The sequence below is a fragment of the Parafrankia sp. Ea1.12 genome (assembly GCF_900465275.1).
GTDB lineage: Bacteria > Actinomycetota > Actinomycetes > Frankiales > Frankiaceae > Parafrankia > Parafrankia soli.
Map to the genome: position 1 here is coordinate 14,280 of NZ_UBIZ01000565.1, position 17,853 is coordinate 32,132.

General features: G+C 72.9%; 12 protein-coding genes. 6 read left to right on the forward strand and 6 right to left on the reverse strand.

What is annotated here, in order from left to right:
• Positions 1 to 98: 98 nt before the first annotated feature.
• From FMEAI12_RS31575 to FMEAI12_RS31595, 5 genes are all read left to right on the forward strand, one after another.
• Positions 99 to 1,031: an ABC transporter permease gene (locus FMEAI12_RS31575; RefSeq protein WP_071066309.1), complete on the forward strand. Its 933-nt coding sequence runs from the start codon at positions 99 to 101 to the stop codon at positions 1,029 to 1,031.
• Positions 1,031 to 2,287 (forward strand): ABC transporter ATP-binding protein, encoded by a 1,257-nt coding sequence (locus tag FMEAI12_RS31580; protein ID WP_071066288.1) that lies wholly within the window; start codon positions 1,031 to 1,033, stop codon positions 2,285 to 2,287. Before FMEAI12_RS31575 ends, FMEAI12_RS31580 begins: the two co-directional genes overlap by 1 nt.
• 26 nt (positions 2,288 to 2,313) lie before the next feature.
• Positions 2,314 to 3,714 (forward strand): glycosyltransferase family 2 protein, encoded by a 1,401-nt coding sequence (locus FMEAI12_RS31585; RefSeq protein ID WP_235014903.1) that lies wholly within the window; start codon positions 2,314 to 2,316, stop codon positions 3,712 to 3,714.
• Positions 3,711 to 5,360 carry a glycosyltransferase gene (locus tag FMEAI12_RS31590; protein WP_071066289.1) on the forward strand — a complete coding sequence of 550 codons (1,650 nt, stop codon included), beginning with the start codon at positions 3,711 to 3,713 and terminating at the stop codon, positions 5,358 to 5,360. Before FMEAI12_RS31585 ends, FMEAI12_RS31590 begins: the two co-directional genes overlap by 4 nt.
• A 64-nt stretch (positions 5,361 to 5,424) precedes the next feature.
• Positions 5,425 to 6,552, forward strand: a complete 1,128-nt coding sequence (locus FMEAI12_RS31595) for a glycosyltransferase family 1 protein (protein ID WP_200835475.1) — start codon at positions 5,425 to 5,427, stop codon at positions 6,550 to 6,552.
• A 172-nt stretch (positions 6,553 to 6,724) separates the two neighbouring features.
• On the opposite strand, the gene FMEAI12_RS31600 is transcribed toward FMEAI12_RS31595, so the two are convergent.
• The 5 genes from FMEAI12_RS31600 to rfbD form a co-directional block, all read right to left on the reverse strand.
• Positions 6,725 to 8,440 carry a hypothetical protein gene (locus tag FMEAI12_RS31600; protein WP_235014895.1) on the reverse strand — a complete coding sequence of 572 codons (1,716 nt, stop codon included), beginning with the start codon at positions 8,438 to 8,440 and terminating at the stop codon, positions 6,725 to 6,727.
• A gap of 88 nt (positions 8,441 to 8,528) precedes the next feature.
• Positions 8,529 to 9,386 carry an NAD(P)-dependent oxidoreductase gene (locus FMEAI12_RS31605; RefSeq protein WP_112108878.1) on the reverse strand — a complete coding sequence of 286 codons (858 nt, stop codon included), beginning with the start codon at positions 9,384 to 9,386 and terminating at the stop codon, positions 8,529 to 8,531.
• Positions 9,383 to 11,026, reverse strand: coding sequence for a hypothetical protein (locus FMEAI12_RS31610; protein WP_112108879.1), 1,644 nt, complete (start codon positions 11,024 to 11,026; stop codon positions 9,383 to 9,385). Before FMEAI12_RS31610 ends, FMEAI12_RS31605 begins: the two co-directional genes overlap by 4 nt.
• A 66-nt stretch (positions 11,027 to 11,092) precedes the next feature.
• Positions 11,093 to 12,790 carry a methionine--tRNA ligase gene (metG, locus tag FMEAI12_RS31615; RefSeq protein ID WP_112108880.1) on the reverse strand — a complete coding sequence of 566 codons (1,698 nt, stop codon included), beginning with the start codon at positions 12,788 to 12,790 and terminating at the stop codon, positions 11,093 to 11,095.
• A 108-nt stretch (positions 12,791 to 12,898) separates the two neighbouring features.
• Positions 12,899 to 13,864 carry a dTDP-4-dehydrorhamnose reductase gene (rfbD, locus tag FMEAI12_RS31620; protein WP_235014904.1) on the reverse strand — a complete coding sequence of 322 codons (966 nt, stop codon included), beginning with the start codon at positions 13,862 to 13,864 and terminating at the stop codon, positions 12,899 to 12,901.
• 80 nt (positions 13,865 to 13,944) lie between these two features.
• Between rfbD and FMEAI12_RS31625 the strand changes: the two genes are divergently transcribed.
• The gene (locus tag FMEAI12_RS31625; protein WP_235014896.1) at positions 13,945 to 15,999 is read left to right on the forward strand and encodes a glycosyltransferase family 39 protein; all 2,055 of its coding nucleotides are present in this window, start codon (positions 13,945 to 13,947) and stop codon (positions 15,997 to 15,999) included.
• 516 nt (positions 16,000 to 16,515) lie between these two features.
• Here FMEAI12_RS31625 and FMEAI12_RS31630 read toward each other — a convergent pair.
• Positions 16,516 to 17,586 (reverse strand): glucose-1-phosphate thymidylyltransferase, encoded by a 1,071-nt coding sequence (locus FMEAI12_RS31630; RefSeq protein WP_112108883.1) that lies wholly within the window; start codon positions 17,584 to 17,586, stop codon positions 16,516 to 16,518.
• Between the last annotated feature and the right edge of the window lie 267 nt (positions 17,587 to 17,853).

The window sequence follows — 17,853 nt, forward strand, 5'->3', positions numbered from 1 at the left end:
GACACTCGAGGCCAACCGGTGACGGTTGCGCTGGGCGGAGGAGGGGCCGAGCACGGTGCGGGTCCGAGATGCACGCCCGACGCGGGGAGAAGCAGGCCATGTCGAGGGTGGCTGATCTGTCCACGCTCCCGAAACCGGAGCCGACGCGCGGCGCTCCGGCGAACCGTCCGCGCGGGTCCGGTGCGCGTCACGTCGACCATCGCAGCCGTGCGCAGACCCGGGTCCGCTGGGAGCTGCTGCGAAACCTGATCCGCAAGGACCTGAAGGTCAAGTACAAGGGGTCGTCGCTCGGTTTCGCCTGGTCACTGGCGAATCCGCTGCTCCTCCTGGCCGTCTACACCTTCGTCTTCCAGGTCGTTCTGAAAAGTGGGATCGACAACTTCGGCTTCTATCTGATGTCGGGACTGCTGGTCTGGAACGCGTTCTCAGGCAGTGTCTCGGCCGCCTGCGGCGCCGTGGTGGGCAATGCCAACCTGGTGAAAAAGGTGCGCTTCCCGCTGCTGGTGCTGCCGCTGTCGGCGGTCGGCTTCTCCGCGGTGCACTTCGCGCTCCAGCTCGCGGTGCTCTTCGTCGTCATGCTGGGGTTCGGCTACAGCCTGCTCGGGCCGGAGCTACTGCTGCTGATCCCGGCCGGCGCGGTGGCTCTGCTGTTCACCGTGGCGCTGTCGGTGCTGGTGTCCGCGCTCAACGTCCGTTACCGCGACACCCAGCACCTGCTGGACGTCGCCCTGCTCGCCTGGTTCTGGATCAACCCGATGGTCTACGCGTTCGGCCTGATCGAGAACAGGCTGAACGAGTGGACGTGGGTGTACATGCTCAATCCGATGGCGGTCGTCGTGACCACCTTCCAGCGGGCGATCTACGATCCGCCCGAGGGGAACTCGACCGGCTCGGCGCCGATCCTTGCCGATCTGGGGTACCGCTACTACCTCGAACACCTGGCGATCGCCGGGCTCATCTCGCTGGCCGTGCTGTGGCTGGGGCTGCGAGTGTTCCGGCGGCTGCAGGCCGACTTCGCCGAGGACCTCTAGTGCCGTCGCAACCGCTCGCCCCGCCCCCGATGCAGCCCGCGCAGCCGGCCGCCGTCGTGCCGTCGGCACCACCGGCGCCGGGCGCGCCGGTGGTCATCCGCGCCGCCGGCGTCGGCAAGAAGTTCGTCGCCTACCACAAGCGCGCCACCAGCCTGAAGGAACGCTTCGTCCGGCGGGACACGACGAGCGGCGAGGATTTCTGGGCGCTGCGCGACATCGACGTCGAGATCGGCCGCGGGCAGACGGTGGGACTCGCCGGGGCGAACGGCTCGGGCAAGTCGACGCTGCTCAAGGTACTCGCCGGCATCCTGCGCCCGACCCACGGCAGCGTGTCCGTCAGTGGTCGGATCGCGTCCCTGCTGGAGCTGGGCGCGGGGTTCAACGGCGAGCTCTCCGGCCGGGACAACGTCTACCTCAACGCGTCCCTGCTCGGCCTGTCCAAGCGCGAGATCGACCGGCTCTTCGACTCGATCGTCGACTTCTCCGAGCTGCGCCACAAGATCGACGACGAGGTGAAGCACTACTCGTCCGGCCAGTACGTGCGCCTCGGCTTCGCCGTGGCCGTGCACGTCGACCCGGACGTCCTGCTCGTCGACGAGGTGCTCGCCGTCGGCGACGAGGCGTTCCAGCGCAAGTGCCTGGCCAAGATCGCCCAGTTCCGCGACGAGGGCCGGACGATCCTGTTCGTCACCCACTCCCTCGACCTGATCGAGAACATGTGCGACCGGATCCTGGTGCTGGAGTCCGGCGGCCTGATCTTCGACGGGCAGCCGGTCGTCGGGACGAAGCTGCTGCGCCAGCGGCTGGGCAGCCTGCCCGCGGACAGTCCGATCCCCTTCGACCTGGCGCCGGTGAAGCCGACGGCGGTGGCGTTCAGCCGCAACCCGGGCGGGCCGACCGAGGTGCAGTACGACCCGGGTGAGCAGCTCACGGTCAGCGTCGAGCTCGACCTCACCGACAGCGCGCCGCAGTACGTCTACCTGCACGTGGAGATCATGGGGCAGGGCGAGATACCGATCTGGATGATGGAGACCCCGCCGGGCGGGGTCAGTCCCGGCCCGGGGACCGCCGTGGTGGACTTCGTCGTCCCCCGGCTGCCCGAGCTGCTGGGGGCGTTCGCGATCAACGTCCGGGTGTCGGACGCGGCCACCGGCCAGCCGGTGACGGTACGGCGCTTCGAGGAGCTGTTCGGGGTCAGCGGCCCGCAGGTCGCCGGGCTGCTCAAGGTCGACTACGAGGCGAGGCTGCGCCGATGACGGACCGGGCGACGAGCAACGGGGCGATGACCACCATGGCAATGAACGTGGCCATGACGGGCCAGGCGGCACCCGAGCCGCTCGCCACGATCGTCATCGTGAACTGGAACGGTGCCCACCTGCTCCCGCCCTGCCTGGACGCCGTCGCCAAGCAGGACGCGCCGTTCACCTTCGAGACGCACGTGGTCGACAACGCCTCGGCCGACGACTCGCGCGAGGTGCTGGCACAGCGCTACCCGTGGGCGAAGCTCGTCCCCTCGGACCGCAACCTCGGCTTCGCCGGCGGCAACAACCTCGCCCTGCGGGGTGTCACGACCCCGTACGCGGTACTGCTGAACAACGACGCGATCCCCGAGCCGGACTGGCTGGCCCGGCTGCTGGCCCCGTTCGCCGAGCCGGGCGGCAACCGGCTCGGCGCCGTCACCGGCAAGGTCGTGTTCCTCCCCCGCTTCCTGCGGCTGACCCTGTCGACGCCCACCTTCTCGCCGGGGCCGCACGACCCGCGCGAGCTGGGCGTCCGGGTGAGCTCGGTGACGGTGAACGGCCGCGAGGCGCTGCGTGAGGTGCTGTGGGAGAAGCTCACCTTCGGCGCCGAGGGCCCGGCGGACGCGCCGTTCTTCTGGACCCGCGGCGAGGGTGAGCTGTGCGTGCCGGTGCCCGAGGGCGGCCCGGTCACCATCGGCCTCGCCTGGGCTGCGGACACCGCCAAGCAGGTCACCCTGGGCTGGGCCGGCGCCGGTGACACCACCGCGACGCGCACGCTGCCGGTGGGCACCGAGCCGTCCACCGTGTCGTTCACCGTGGACGAGGGCGCCCCGCGCGTCGATGTGATCAACAACGTCGGCGGGATCGTGCTCACCGACGGCTACGGCGCCGACCGCGGCTACCAGCAGATCGACACCGGCCAGTTCGACAACCCCGAGGAGGTCTTCACCGCCTGCGGCAACGGCATGGCGATGCGGACCGAGCTCGGCCAGGCGCTCGGCTGGTTCGACGACGACTTCTTCCTCTACTACGAGGACACCGACCTCTCCTGGCGCATCCGGGCCCGCGGGTACCAGATCCGCTACGTCCCGGGCGCGGTGCTGCGGCACGTCCACTCGGCGTCGAGCGTCGAGTGGTCCCCGCTGTTCGTGTTCCACACCGACCGCAACCGGCTGCTGATGCTGACCAAGGACGCGACCGTGCGCACGGCCGTCTCGGCGGTCACGCGCTACCCGCTGACCACCGCGTCGATCGCCGTGCGGACATGGCGACAGGCACTGCGCTCGCGCAGCCGCCCGGCGGTGCGGCCCACCGTGCTGCGGGTTCGGGTCTTCGCCTCCTACCTGCGGCTGCTGCCGGCGATGCTGCGCCGCCGCCGGGAGATCGGCGCGACCGCCACCGAACGCCGGGTCAGCCTGCAGAGCTGGCTGGTGGAGCGATGACCACGCCCGGCTCCGGGGAGCCCGCGGCAACCGACCAGCCGGCGACCGATCCGGCGACGACCGTGGAGCCGGTGGCACCTGGCCCGCCGGTCGCGCCCGGGCTGCGGGCGGCGGTCTACAACCGCTTCTGGCACTCGATGGGCGGCGGCGAGCGCCACAACGGCATGATCGCGCAGGTGCTGGCCGCGGACGGGCTCGACGTCGACCTGATCGGGCATTCCGACGTCGACCTCGACGCGCTCGGCAGCCACCTGGGCCTGGATCTCTCCGGCTGCCGGTACCGGCGGCTGCCGGACCGTGGCGAGGACGCGATCGCCGCGCTGTCCGAGTCGTACCACCTGTTCGTGAACGGCTCGTACATGAGCCGGCTCGCCCCGCGCTCGCCGCGGTCGGCCTACCTGTGCTTCTTCCCGACGCCGTTCGACCACGACATGGCCGCCTGGCGCAAGGCCGCGGTGCGCACCGCCGGCCCGCTGCTGCGCGGGGTGAGCCCGGCCGTCAGCTTCGGGCAGGGCTGGTACCCGCCCGAGGGCGGCCGGCGCCGGCAGTGGACGTGGACGAACGGCGAGGGCATCCTGGCCGTCAACCCGGGCGGCGGGCGCACCCTGCGCGCGGACATCGGGCGTCCCGGGGCGAGCGGGGCCGTGCGGCTGCGGGTCGTCGACGCGGACGGCACCGTCCTCGCCAAGCTCCAGATCGACCAGGCGTTCGCGCCGTTCGAGGTAACCCTGCCGTCGTCGACCGCCGGGACGGAGCTCACCTTCGTCAGCGACGTCTTCTCCCCCGGGCCGGCGGACGTCCGCGAGCTCGGTGTGGCCGTCAGCCGGCCGCGGGTCACCGACGCCGACGAGGGGCCGCTGGAGCGGATGGCGCTGCGTTTCCCCTGGCTGCTGCGCGACCCGGCCGACCTCGGCTACCTCGAGGGCTACGACACCGTGATGGCCAACTCCGAGTACACCCGGGGCTGGATCCGGCGGATGTGGCGGCGGGACTCCGACGTGCTGTTCCCGCCGATCCAGGTCGACCGGCTCACCCCGGCGCCGGAGCGCGAGAAGGCCGTCATCACCGTCGGCCGGTTCTTCGCCCCCGGCCTCGGCCATGCCAAGCGGCAGCTCGAGATGGTGCAGTGGTTCGCCGAGCTGTACCGCTCCGGTGCGCTGCCCGACTGGCGGATGTACGTCGTCGGCGGATGCGAGGACTCGCAGAAGCCGTACGTCGAGCAGGTCCGCGCCGCCGGGGCGGGGGTGCCCGTCGAGGTCCTGCCGAACGCCCCGCGCGCCGAGGTGGAGCGGCTGCTGTCGACCAGCTCGGTCTTCTGGTCCGCGACCGGCTACGGCGAGGACGACCGCAAACGTCCCTGGACGGCGGAGCACTTCGGGATGACGACCGTCGAGGCGATGGCCGGCGGCTGCGTGCCCGTGGTCATCGACCGCGCCGGGCAGCGCGAGATCGTCCGGCACGGGGTGGACGGCTACCGCTGGACCGGCCCGGAGCAGGTCGCCTCGTTCACCCGCCGGCTCGCCGCCGAGGACGGGCTGCGCTCCCGGCTGGCCGCCGCCTCCGTGCAGCGGGCCCAGCAGTTCTCCGACGCCGCGTTCGCCGAACGCTGGCACGGCATCGCCGAGCAGCGCCGGCTCTACTCCTGACCGTGGACCCCCTCCTGAGCACGCACTCACTCCTGAGCACGGACTCCTGACCACGGTGCCGAAGCTGCGCGTCGTCCTCGACGGAACCCCGCTGCTCGGGCCGCGCACCGGCGTCGGCCGATACACGGCGGCGCTGCTGGCCGGCCTCGTCGAGCTGCCCGGGGCGGATCTCGACGTGGCGGCCACCGCCTTCACCTGGCGCGGCGGGGCGGGGCTCGACGCCGCCCTGCCCGCCGGGGTCCGCCCGGCGGCGCGCCGCGTCCCAGCGCGGCTGCTACAGGACGCCTGGACACGCTCGGAGCGCCCGCCCACCGAGTGGCTCACCGGGCGGGCGGACATCGTGCACGGGACGAACTTCGTCCTCGGCCCGCTGTCATCGGCGCGCGGTGTGCTGACCGTGCACGACCTGTCGTACCTGCGCACCCCGGACACGGTGTCGGCTGCCTCCGCGCGCTACGCGACGCTGGTGCCGCGCGGGCTGCGCCGCGCCGCCGCGGTGCTCACCCCCAGCCGCGCCGTCGCCGACGAGGTGATCGCCGCCTACCGGCTCGACCCGGACATGGTCACCCCGACCCCGCTCGGCGTCGACGCCGCCTGGTTCGACGCCGCTCCCCCGGCCCGCGGCTGGCTCGCCGCGCGCGGGCTGCCCGAGCGGTACCTGCTGTTCGTCGGGTCGGCGGAGCCGCGCAAGAACCTGCCGGTGCTGCTGGAGGCGCTGCGCCGGCTGCGCGCCGACGCGCCCGACACCCCGCCGCTGGCGCTCGTCGGCCCGCCCGGCTGGGGCCCGACGCTCGACACCTCGGGCCTGCCCGCGGACGCCGTCGTCACCGTCGGCTACCTCGACGACGCCGAGCTGCGCTCCGTGGTCGCCGGCGCGGCCGCGCTGTGCTTCCCGTCCCGCTACGAGGGCTTCGGGCTACCGCCGCTGGAGGCGCTGGCCGCCGGTACCCGGGTCGTGGCCGCCGACATCCCCGCGGTGCGCGAGGTGGTCGGCGCCGCCGCCGGTGTCCGCCTGGTCATCCCCGGCCGGTGGGACGTCTTCGCCGACGACCTCGCCGGAGCCCTCGGCGCCGCGCTCACCGAACCGACCGACACCGCCCAGGCCGCCGCCGGCCGCGAGCACGCCCGCGCGTTCACCTGGCGGCGCACCGCCGAGCTGACCGCCGCCGTCTACCGCCGCGTCGCCGGCTGAGTCCCCCGTCACCCCGACGCGCCGGGGTGACGCCCCCGTGCGCCGGGGTGGCCTGCTCGCCGTTTGGTGCCTTTCTCGCCCTTTCGGAGCGAATTTCGCCGGGAACGCTGCCTCAAACGGCGAGAAAGAAACCAAACGGCGAGGAGCCGAGCATCAGAAAACGCGGTGTTCGCTACCTCGGGTAATCGGCTACCTGCGGAACCGGATCGGAGTCCTCCAGCGGTCGAGCACCCTCCGGCTGCCGATCAGCACTGACCCGGGCCGGACGCTTCGTCCTCTTTCGAGATTCCGCGGCGCCCAGCATGGCCATCGAAAGGCCGATCAGGCTTACTCCGAGCGCGCCCAGCACAGCCAGGACGCTCAGTAACACGAGGGCACCATCCGGGCCGACGGCCGTCGCCGCGAGCGCGTCGTGCAGCCGGCCGAGGACATTCCGCCCGGCGAGCTGCGGATCACGCCGAGCCAGCTCACGGCCGAGCATGACCACGACGGTGATCCCGAGCGCCGTGACCAGAGCGGACGTCGGCAGACCGCGTCGCGCGGCCGGGAGCGCCGAGCACGCGCCGGCCAACGCTACGGCCAGCAGAGGCAACGCCGGCAGCAGGTAACGGGTGAAGGGAGCGCCCCCGGCCGCGACGAAACCGACCAGCGTCGCGCCCGCGACCACAGCCTGCGCGATCGCGACAAGCCAGCACAGCACGCCCACCGCGGTACTCCACCGGCCGCTGTCGCACCGGCCACGGCCGCTGTCGCGCCGGAGGTTCCTGGCCGCGCGGACGGCCGCGGCGAGCAGTCCGACGACCGTGACCAGGCCGACGCAGACGGCCATCCACCGGGCCGCGCCGGTCAGCAGGGCCTGGCGGCCGAAGAAGCCGCGGTAGACGAACCACCAGAAGTCACCGGAGGTGAGGACCTCGCGCACCGACCGCGGTTCCGCTCCGGTGGGGAACATGTCGGCGATCAGCCCGGTGGCCGTCGGATCGCCGTAGAGCCTGATGTTGCGCAGGTAGAACCATCCGGCGACCAACACGGTGAGCGCGGCCGTCGCGACGGCGGCGGCGACTCCCAGCAGGAGGGTGCGGGCCCGCTCGGCGCGGGCCCAGCCCGGCGCGCCGCGGCCCAGCACGAACGCGACGCCGACCGCCGGCACGAGAACCGCGGCGGCCAGCGCGCCGCTGGCCCGGCTCAGCGCGGCCGCCGGGATCAGCAGCGCCAGCAGGACCAGAGTGCGCGCCGACGGCCCGCGCCGGGCGAGCGTGAGCGTCGCCACCGTCGCTCCGGTGATCAGCGTGACGGCGAGCGCGTCGTTGTAGACCTGGCCGGCGACCGCGACGAACCCACCGATCACAGCGGTGAAGGCCGCCGCGGCGACCGCCAGGTCGGGCCGGGTGGGCAGCAGGGCCCGGGCCAGTGCCGCCGTGGCCACCAGGGCGCCGATCCCGATCGCGAGGTTGAGCAGCCGCGCCCCGTAGAAGCCGGCCAGCGGATGCCCCGCGGCCCGGCCACCGCCGAGCGGGACGGCCTCGAGCAGGTAGAACAGCGGCGGATGGTTCGCCGTGTAGACGAGGTCGAAGTTGCTCAGCCCGCTGGGGCGTCGGGCGCAGGCGGGCAGGATCGCCACCTCCCGCAGGTCGATCGCGGCCCGCGCCTCCTCGGGGGGCACCCGGCAGCCGGCCGGCAGCCCGGACATGCCCGGGACGGCCGCGCGCACGGCGGTGTCCAGCTCCGGCAGCCGGCCGTCGGCGACCTCGAGGGCGTAGGCGGTGTGCTGCGCCTCGTCGGCCCCCGCGAACGGGGCGGTCGCGAACGCGGTGAGCAGGCCGACGGAGCCGAACAGCAGGCCCGCGCCGGCCACGCCGAGCACCAGCCAGCGCCGCCGCGGGTCCACCCGGAACCAGCCCGAGCGGCGCTCACCCGGACTCGACCGGAACCAGCCTGAGCGGCGCCCACCCGGGACGGCTCCGGGTGGGGCGGGCTCAGGCCGGGTCGGGCACATCCGCGGCGGCCAGCGCGGCGAAGTCGTGCTCGGCGTGGCCGGCCCGGGTGGCGGCGGCGGTGAGGGCCAGGGTCGCCTCGGCGATCGGCAGCCGTCCCGCGACCGACTCGGTGGCCAGCCGGACGTCCTTGGCGAGCCCGGCCACGGTGAAGGCCGGCGTGGAGTAGTCGCCCGACTCCAGCATCGCCCGCTTGTACTCGACGATGAATCCCAGCGGCCCGGCGGCGAGCTCGGACAGCAGCAGGCTCCGGTCGACGCCGAGCGCGGTGCCGTAGCGGAGCACCTCGGCGGCGGCGGCCGTCGCCTCGGCCAGGCCGAGGTTGAACACCGTCTTGAGCGCGTTGGCGGCACCGACCGGCCCGACATGGTCGATGCGCCCCGGGTCGCCGAAGGTCTCGAGGATCCCGCGGGCCGCGGCGAGATCGGCGTCGGCGGCGCCCACCAGGACGCGCAGGGTGCCCGCCTCGGCCGGCCCGATCGTGCCGATCACCGGCGCGTCCAGGTAGCGCAGGCCCGCTGCCAGGGCGACGCTGCCCTGCTCGCGGGCGGCCGCGGGGCCGACCGTGGTGCAGTTGATCACAAGCAGGCCGGGCGGCGCGGCGGGGATCACCGCGGCGAGGACATCCGCCGCCGACGCCGGGTCGAACAGCATCAACACGCAGGCGTCCGCGCCGCGCACCGCGGCCGCCGGGTCGGCCGCCTCGCTGGCGCCGCGGGCCGTCAGCTCGCCGGCGCGCCCGGGTGTCCTGTTCCAGACGGCCAGCTCGTGCCCGGCGGCCAGGATGTGGTGGGCCATCCGGACGCCCATCCGGCCCAGGCCGAGAAACGCGACCTTCACGCGATACCTCCCTCGTTGACGCTCCCGCCGCGGTCGACCGGCCGCGGTCGAAGCACCCGCGCCAGCCCGGCCGCGCCGAGCAGCGCGGCCGGGGCGAGCAGGCCGACGACCGATCCCAGGTAGCGGTAATCGAACGCCGAGGTCAGGGAGCTTAGGAGCAGGGTGGACAGGCTTGCTCCCCCGAGCAGCCAGAACAGCCGACCGGGGCCGGCGCGCCCGCGCGCCCGCCCGACGATCTGAGCCAGCAGCCCGGCGAGCAGACCCAGGCCGACCAGGGGCATCGGCCCGTAGCCCAGCCGGGAATAGAAGGCGAGCAGCTCGACCGGAGGGTCGTTCAGCCGCGCGACGGAGAAGTACCCGTCGGCGGCGTGCGGGCCGTCCGAGACGAGGCGGTTGGTGCCCGTCCGGGGCAGCTCCCAGGTGTCGGCGCGGCTCGTGAGCCTGTTCTCGTACGGGACGGGCGAGAAGTACCCGGCCAGGTAGCGGGCGGTCGAGGTGACCATCGTCCAGGGCTGCTCGCGGATCACGCGCCGGGCGAACTCGCCGGCGAGCTCCTCGCGACCCGGTGGGACCAGGTCGTTGCCCTGGCGCAGCGGCGAGTCGTCCGGCCAGAGGTAGGTCACCGGGGAGCCGCGCTCGCCGACCGGGCGCGGGTCGCACAGCGACAGCAGGTCGGGATCGTCGGGCAGGCGGGCGCAGTCGGCGAACGGGGCGACCCGGCCGTACAGGAAGAACCCCGAGTGCGCGGTGACGGTGAAGCCCTTCCCCTGCCCCGCGCTCCACGCCGAGTACGCGACGACCGGGACGGCCGCTCCCAGGACGAACGCGAGCACGGCCCCCGCCGCCACGACCGCCGCGTGGGCCCGCCGCCAGTGCGTGACAGCCAGGACGACGGCACCGGCCGCGCCCACCGCGAGCGGGCCGTAGCCGACCGTGCGGACGGTGAGGCTGGCGCCGAGCAGCAGCCCGGCGACGGCGAAGCGCCACGCGGCCGGCCGGCCGGGCCAGGCCAGCAGCACGAGCCCGCCGAGGACGAGCGTCCCGAACAGGCTGTCGGCCAGGACGAACTGGCCGAGGTCGAGCACCCAGGGGGCCAGCAGTGCCGGTACCGCGACCACCGCGGCCGGCCAGCCCCCGGTGCGGCCGGCCGCCGCGACGGGACCGTGCCGCTCGAACAGCTGACGCGACGCCGCGTAGAGGGCGACCCCGGCCAGCAGGGCCGCCGCGTGCTGCACGACCACCAGCCGGGTCAGGTGGTCGGGGGCGCCGATGACCCGCAGGAACATCGGGTAGCCCGACGGCCGCCAGTCGCCCGCCCACAGCCGGTTGGTGGCCTGGTCGAGGTAGGCGGGCGAGTCGCCGTAGTAGAAGAGCGCGGGCCGGTAGGCCAGCAGGACGGCGGCCCGGGCCCCGACGGCCAGCGTGAGCAGGATCAGGAAGGCGGCATGGCGCCGCACGAAGCCCCAGCGGCGCGGCGCGGCGGACGGCCGATCCGCGCGCCACCGATCCTCACGATGAGGTCGCGAATTGTGACGATCAGGCTGGGCAGGGTCGGGCTGTAGCGGTAGGTTCCCCGCCGCCGGCCCGGCCTGGGAGGGTGGCGTGCCCAGGACGGGCGGCGGGCCCGATGAGCTCGCCATTGCGCCACAGTCTCCCAGGCCGGTCCGACGCGTTCGGCGGCGCCCCCGGCACGGCGGCCGCCCAGGTCAGGCGTGGGCGTCCAGCGAGGCCTTGTCCAGCGCGCCGACGTCCAGCTTGGTGAACAGGCCGCCGGACCACGCGAGGCGACGACCGGCCGGGACGGGCCGGCGCTCCCAGCCGTCGAGGTCGATGCCCAGCACCTCGGCCACCCGGGCCGAGCTGAACGGCAGGAACGGGGCCAGCGCGGTGGTGATGCCGGAGATCGCCTGGATGGAGACCGCAAGGCTGCGCGCCGCGGCCGCCCGGTCGACCTTGACGGTCTTCCACGGCTCCTCGCGGTAGAGGTAGGCGTTCACCTCGGCGGAGATCTCCATCGCCGCCCGCAGCGCCGCCCGCTGCTCGACCTTGCCCAGCAGCTCGCCGACCCGGACGAGGCCGGCGTCCACCGAGTCGAGCAGCGCCGCGTGCACGCCGTCGAGCTCGCCGGTCTCCGGCAGCTCGCCGTCGAAGAACTTGTTGATCTGGGCGAGGACCCGGTTGACGAGGTTGCCCCAGTTGGCGATCAGCTCGTCGTTCACCCGGCGGATGATGTCCGCGTCCGAGATCTCGGTGTCGTTCTGCTCGGGCAGCACCGAGGCCAGGGCGAAGCGCAGCGCGTCCGGCTGGAGCAGGTCGAGGTACTCGCGCACCCCGCGCCCGATGCCCGCCGACTTCGACGCCTTCGCCCCGCCGAAGGTGACGTACTGGTTCGCCGGGACGTCCGTCGGCAGGTTCAGGCCGCCGTAGCCGATCAGCATCGCCGGCCAGATGACGGTGTGGAAGGGGATGTTGTCCTTGCCGACGAAGTAGTACGCCGCCGCCTCGGGGTCCTCCCACCAGGCCCGCCACGCCTCCGGATCACCCGTGGCGGCCGCCCACTCCTTGCTCGCCGACAGGTAGCCGATCACGGCCTCGAACCAGACGTAGAGCCGCTTGCCCGGACCGAGCTCGTCGGTCGGCAGCGGGACGCCCCAGTCCAGGTCCCGGGTGATCGCGCGGTCGTGCAGGCCGTCCTTGACGAACTGCACCGACCAGTTCAGGACGTGCCGGCGCCAGCCCTGGCGGGTCTGCAACCAGTCGAGAAGCTGGTCGGCCAGGCCCGACAGCCGCAGGAAGAAGTGCGTCGTCTGGCGCATCTCCGGGACGGCCCCGGTCACCTTGCTGCGCGGGTCGATCAGCAGCTCCGGGTCGAGGGTGCGCCCACAGTTCTCGCACTGGTCGCCGCGCGCCTGCTGATACGAGCAGTGCGGGCAGGTGCCGACGACGTACCGGTCGGGCAGGAAGCGCCCCGCGTCGGGGTCGTAGAACTGCGAGGTCTCCTTGGCGTAGATGTAACCGGCCTCGCGCAGGCGGGTGAACACGTCCTGGGCGACCGCGCTGTGGTTGTCCGTCCGGGTGCTCGTGAAAAGGTCGAAGCTGATCCCGAGCTCGGACCAGATGCGCAGGAACTCCGGGTGGTACCGGTCGACGATCTCCTGCGGGGAGACGCCCTCCTCGTCCGCCCGGACCGTGATCGGGGTGCCGTGCGCGTCGGACCCCGAGACCATCAGCACCCGGTTGCCCGCCATGCGCTGGTAGCGGGCGAAGATGTCCGCGGGCAGGTAGGCGCCGGCGATGTGCCCGAGATGCGGTGCCCCGTTGGCATACGGCCACGCGACGGCGACAAGGACGGGACGGCTGCCGTGCCGCGCCGCCGTGTCGGGAGTCTGAGTGCTCACAGCCATCAAGCTACCCGCTGGACGTCAGCCGAGATCGGCACCGACGACGAGTGCCCGGCTTGGTCGAGGGCCGGGCGGCCCGTGGCCGTGGCAGTGGCCGTGGCAGTGGCGGTGTCAGCCCCGCAACTCGGCGCCGAACTCGGCAAACGCGGCGGCGAAGCCGTCGTCCCAGGAGCGCAGCGGCCGCAGGCCGGCGTCCAGCCAGGACCGGGCCGAGAGCACCGAGTAGGCCGGCCGGCGCGCCGGGCGGGGGAACTCTTCCGTCGTCGTCGGCCTGACCTTCGCCGGGTCCTGGCCGAGCGCGGCGACGATCGCGCGGGCGAAGCCGTACCAGGTCGTCTCCCCGGACGCGGTGCAGTGGTACACCCCGGGCGCCGGGCGCGCGGTGACCAGGTCGAGCAGGCCGGCGGCGAGGTCGGCCGACCAGGTCGGGCTGCCGTGCTGGTCCGCGACGACGGCGAGCTCGTCGCGCTCCCGGGCCAGCCGGGCGATCGTCTTCACGAAGTTGCCGCCGGTACGCCCGTACACCCACGCCGTCCGCACGACGTACGACTCCGGGCAGAGCGCCAGGACGGCCTCCTCCCCCGCGAGCTTCGTCCGGCCGTACACCGACACCGGCGCCGGCGGGTCGTCCGTCTCGTAGGGCTTGGTCGCGTCACCGTCGAAGACGTAGTCGGTGGAAAGGTGGACGAGCGCCGCGCCGGCCTGGGCGCACGCGGCGGCCAGGTGGGCCGCGCCGGTGGCGTTCACGGCGTACGCGCCCGCCTCGTCCGACTCGGCGCCGTCCACGTTCGTCCAGGCGGCGGTGTTGATCACGACGAGCCCGCCCTGGATCTTCGCCGGCCGGGCCTGGTCGGCGATGACCGCGCGCACCTGGGCCGCGTCGGCGAGGTCGAGCTCGGATCGGGCGAGCCCGCACCAGGCCCGTACTCGCGGGTTGTCAACCTGCGACTGAGCGTCGAGGAGACGACACAGGTCGCTACCGAGCTGTCCACCGGCACCAGTGACGAGGATGCGCACCCCGCGAGTCTGGCAGACGTATACGAACAGCCGGCGACACCCCGACAGTGACGTCGCCATCACGCGCAGTCGGCCGGACCGGTACCGACCGGCCCGAGAAGGGTGCGGCTACCCTGATCCCGGTGACGCCCGAGACGCCAATGACCGAAAAGCCCGACCTGCGCGAGGATCAGCCCCGCAGGTCAGGCGGCCTGGCCGGCGCGGGCACCGAGGAGGCGACAACCGCCTTCAGGGAAGAGTCAGCTGACCTCGACGCGCCTCCCGGCCCGGACGTGCCAGCCGCACGGGCCACTCCGGTGCCAGCCATCCCGGTACCGGCCCCGTCCGCCGGACCAGTGGCGTCCGCACCGACCCCGACCCCGACACCGACACCGACACCGACACCGCCCGCGCCCGCGTCGGACGTGCCCGCACCAGGCGTGGCGGCGTCCGCGGCCCGGTCTCCGCGGCGACCGCGGCGCGTTCCGGTGATCGTCCTGCTCATCACCGCACTGCATGTGGCCCTGCTCGTGACCTACTCGTTCGTGTACACGACCTGGGCGGGCTACGACGAGGCCCAGCACGTCGACATGGTCTACGGCCTGCAGCACGGGGCCGGCTGGCCGGCACCGGGCGAGAAGATGATCGCCACCGGGGTCGCGGCGACATCCGACGACTTCGACCGCGGCCGGTTCCAGGACATGTTCCAGTCCGGCGGCAAGCGGCGTGGCTCCCCGTCGTTCGCGGAGATCGCCCCCACCCCGCGCGACGCCCGGCAGTCGTTCGACGAGCTCGGCGGGCCGACCCCGGTGGACGACGGCCGGCTGTCCAACCAGATGATCCAGCATCCGCCGCTCGTCTACGCGATCGGAGCCGGCCTGCTGGAGGCACTGCCCGGCTCCGAGAACTGGGCCTACGACCAGCAGGTGCTGGTCCTGCGGCTGCTCAACATCCTGATCGTGGCCCCGCTGCCCCTGCTGGCCTGGGCCGCGGCGCGCCGGTTCGGCCTGCGCGGCCCGCTCGCCACCGCCGCGGCGGCCCTTCCGCTGGCGATACCCGGGTTCACCAGGGTCGGCGCGACCTTCAACAACGACGGCATCCTCATCCTGGCGACCGGTGCCCTCACCGTGGTCCTGGCCGGGGTCGTACGCGGCGACCTGCGCAGGCGGACCGCGCTGTGGGCCGGCGTCTGGTTCGGCGTGGCCATGCTGTCCAAGGCGTTCGCCTTCGCCCTCCCGTTCACAATCGCCGCCGCCTACCTCGTCGGCTGGCTCCACACCCGGCGAGCCCGGACGTCCGCAGCTACAGCCGGCTCCGAACCCGAACCCGGAGCCGAGTCGGTTCGGGGCGGGCCCCGGGGCCGGCTGCCGGTGCTGCCGGCGGCGATCGCCGTCGGGCTCGGGCTGGCCATCGGCGGCTGGTGGTGGGTCCGCAACTACCTGCTGTACGACGCCCTCCAGCCGAACGGCTGGGCGACGAACCCGCCGCGCCGCGAGCCTCTCCTGCTCCCCGACTCGTTCCTCACCTGGTTCTGGTACTTCGTCCGGACGATGATCAGCAGGTTCTGGGGCGGTCTCGGCATGTTCGAGCCACCGCAGCTCTCCCCGGTCACGATCGTCGCCGCCACAGTGGTCACGACCGCGCTGTGCGCCCTCGCCGTGATCACTGCCGTCCGTCGCGCCCCGTCCCCCGCCGGGACACCCGCCGGGACACCCGGTTGGCAGGCTCGACTGGCTCGGCTGGCGGCGCCGCTGGTGCTGCTCACCCCGGTTGCCTTCGCGTACCTGATGGTCGGGCAGCGGAGCTGGGCCGAGTACGAGCGCTACACCCGCGGCATCGCCGTCCAGGGCCGCTACCTGTACCTGGGAATCGTCGGCCTCGCGGTCGTCGCGGTCGCCGGGCTCGGCCGGCTGTTGGGCGCGCGTGCCCGGTGGGCGCCGGTGCTCATGCTGGTCGGCGGGCTCGTCATGCAGGCCCTCGCCCTGCTCGCCGTGTGCAGCTACTACTGGCTGCCGCGCCAGGTCTCCTTCACTCCCGCCCGCATCCCGGACGTCGTCGCCGCGATCTCCCGCTGGGCCCCACTCCCCGTGGGCGTCACCATCACCGTCGTCGTCGGGACGGCACTGTTGTGGATCATCGCCCTCGCGCTCACCCTCATCCCGGCCCTGCGCCACCGCACCCCCGCCGACGCCACCGCCGACACCCCCGCCAGCTGACCGCCGCCCGCCAGGGCAAACCGAACCAGCTGATCCGCACCGACCCAAGGCCTCGGGGCTCGGAGGTCGAGGGCGGGTGCGCGGGCCTTGGAGGTCTGTGCGCCGGGGGTCGGAGTTCATGGGTCGACCGCGAGGGAGCCAGGTGTCGAGGCGGTCCCGCCCTCACGAACAGCAAGCCTGGTGTCGACCTGGTCCCACCCCAGGCCAGCCAGGTGTCGACTCAGTCCCACTCGCACGAGCAGTGAAGCCACAGCCCGCGCCGCCACCACCATCACACGGCCAGACCGCGATCTATCGGGCAAAATCCCCGCACACCCGGGTGGCCTGCTCGCCGTTTGGCATCCTTCTCGCCCTTTCGGAGCGAATTTCGCAGGAAATGCCGCCCGAAACGGCGAGAAAGAAGTCAAACGGCGAGTAGCCGAGCACCAGAAACGGACCGGGGCCTCCACCGTCAGTCCGCCAGCCGACGCTCGGCCGGCGGCGGGCAGGCCGGGCGGGAGTCGGGTCCTTCTGCTGCTAGCTGGTCGCGACCGAGACCCTGGAGTGGTCGCCGATCATCAGGCGGTGCGCCTTGGGGAGAGCGCTCGACGGTACGACCTCGGCGTCCCGCCCGATCAGGGAGTCCTCGATGCGGCCGATGCCGCGGATGGTGGCCCGCTCGAGCACGATCGAGTACTCGATCTCGGTTCGTTCGACGACGCACGAGTGGTAGATCGAGGTGAAGGGGCCTACGTAGGTGTCGACGAGCCGGGTGCCGCGGCCGATGATCGCCGGGCCGCGCACCGTCGAGCGCACCAGGGACGCACCCTCCTCGATCACCACCCGGCCGACGATGGTGCTGTGCTCGTCCACGGTGCCGTGGATCGCGGGCTCGATTGACTCGAGGATGTGCCGGTTGGTCTCCAGCATGTCGTCGAGCCGGCCGGTGTCCTTCCAGTAGCCCTCGACGAGGTGCGGCGCGACGTCGTAGCCGCCGTCCACGAGCCACTGGATCGCTTCGGTGATCTCGAGCTCGCCGCGTCCTGAGGGCTTGATCGAGCGGACGGCCTCGTGGATCGCGAGACCGAACATGTAGACGCCGACGAGCGCGAGGTCGCTCGGCGGGTCGGCGGGCTTCTCGACGAGCCGGACGATCCGGCCGTCCGCGCCGAGCTCGGCGACGCCGAACGCCGAGGGGTTGTCGACCTTGGTGAGCAGGATGAGCGCATCGGAGGTGGTGTGGCGGAACTCCTCGACCAGCCCGGAGATCCCACCGATGATCATGTTGTCGCCGAGGTACATCACGAACGGCTCGCCGGCGAGGAAGTCCCGCGCGATGAGGACGGCGTGCGCCAGACCGAGCGGCGCCTCCTGGCGGATGTAGGTGACGGTGATGCCGAACTGCGATCCGTCACCAACCGCGTTCTCGATCTCGGCCGCCGTCTCGCCGACGATGATCCCGACATCGGTGATCCCGGCGCCGCGGATCGCCTCGAGCCCGTAGAACAGCACCGGCTTGTTGGCGACGGGCACGAGTTGCTTGGCGGAGGTGTGGGTGATCGGCCGAAGACGGGTCCCGGAGCCACCGGCGAGCACGAGTGCCTTCATGATCCGAAACCCTATCGTGGGTCGTTCCAGGAGACAGGCCCTGACTGAAAGTCACCAAAACGTGATGCACGCCACAGCCAGATCTCCACATCGACCTTCTCCCTCGACAAGTCCGCGCGGACGCCGACCCATGAGCGCTTACGCCGTCACGTTCCGGGTACGTTGAGTAACCAGGGGTGCGGGTCGCCGCCACCGCGGACCGGCGTGCCAGCCGTCCGACGGGCAGGCCGGTCGACCGACAGGCACGCCGAGATACCCGGCACACCA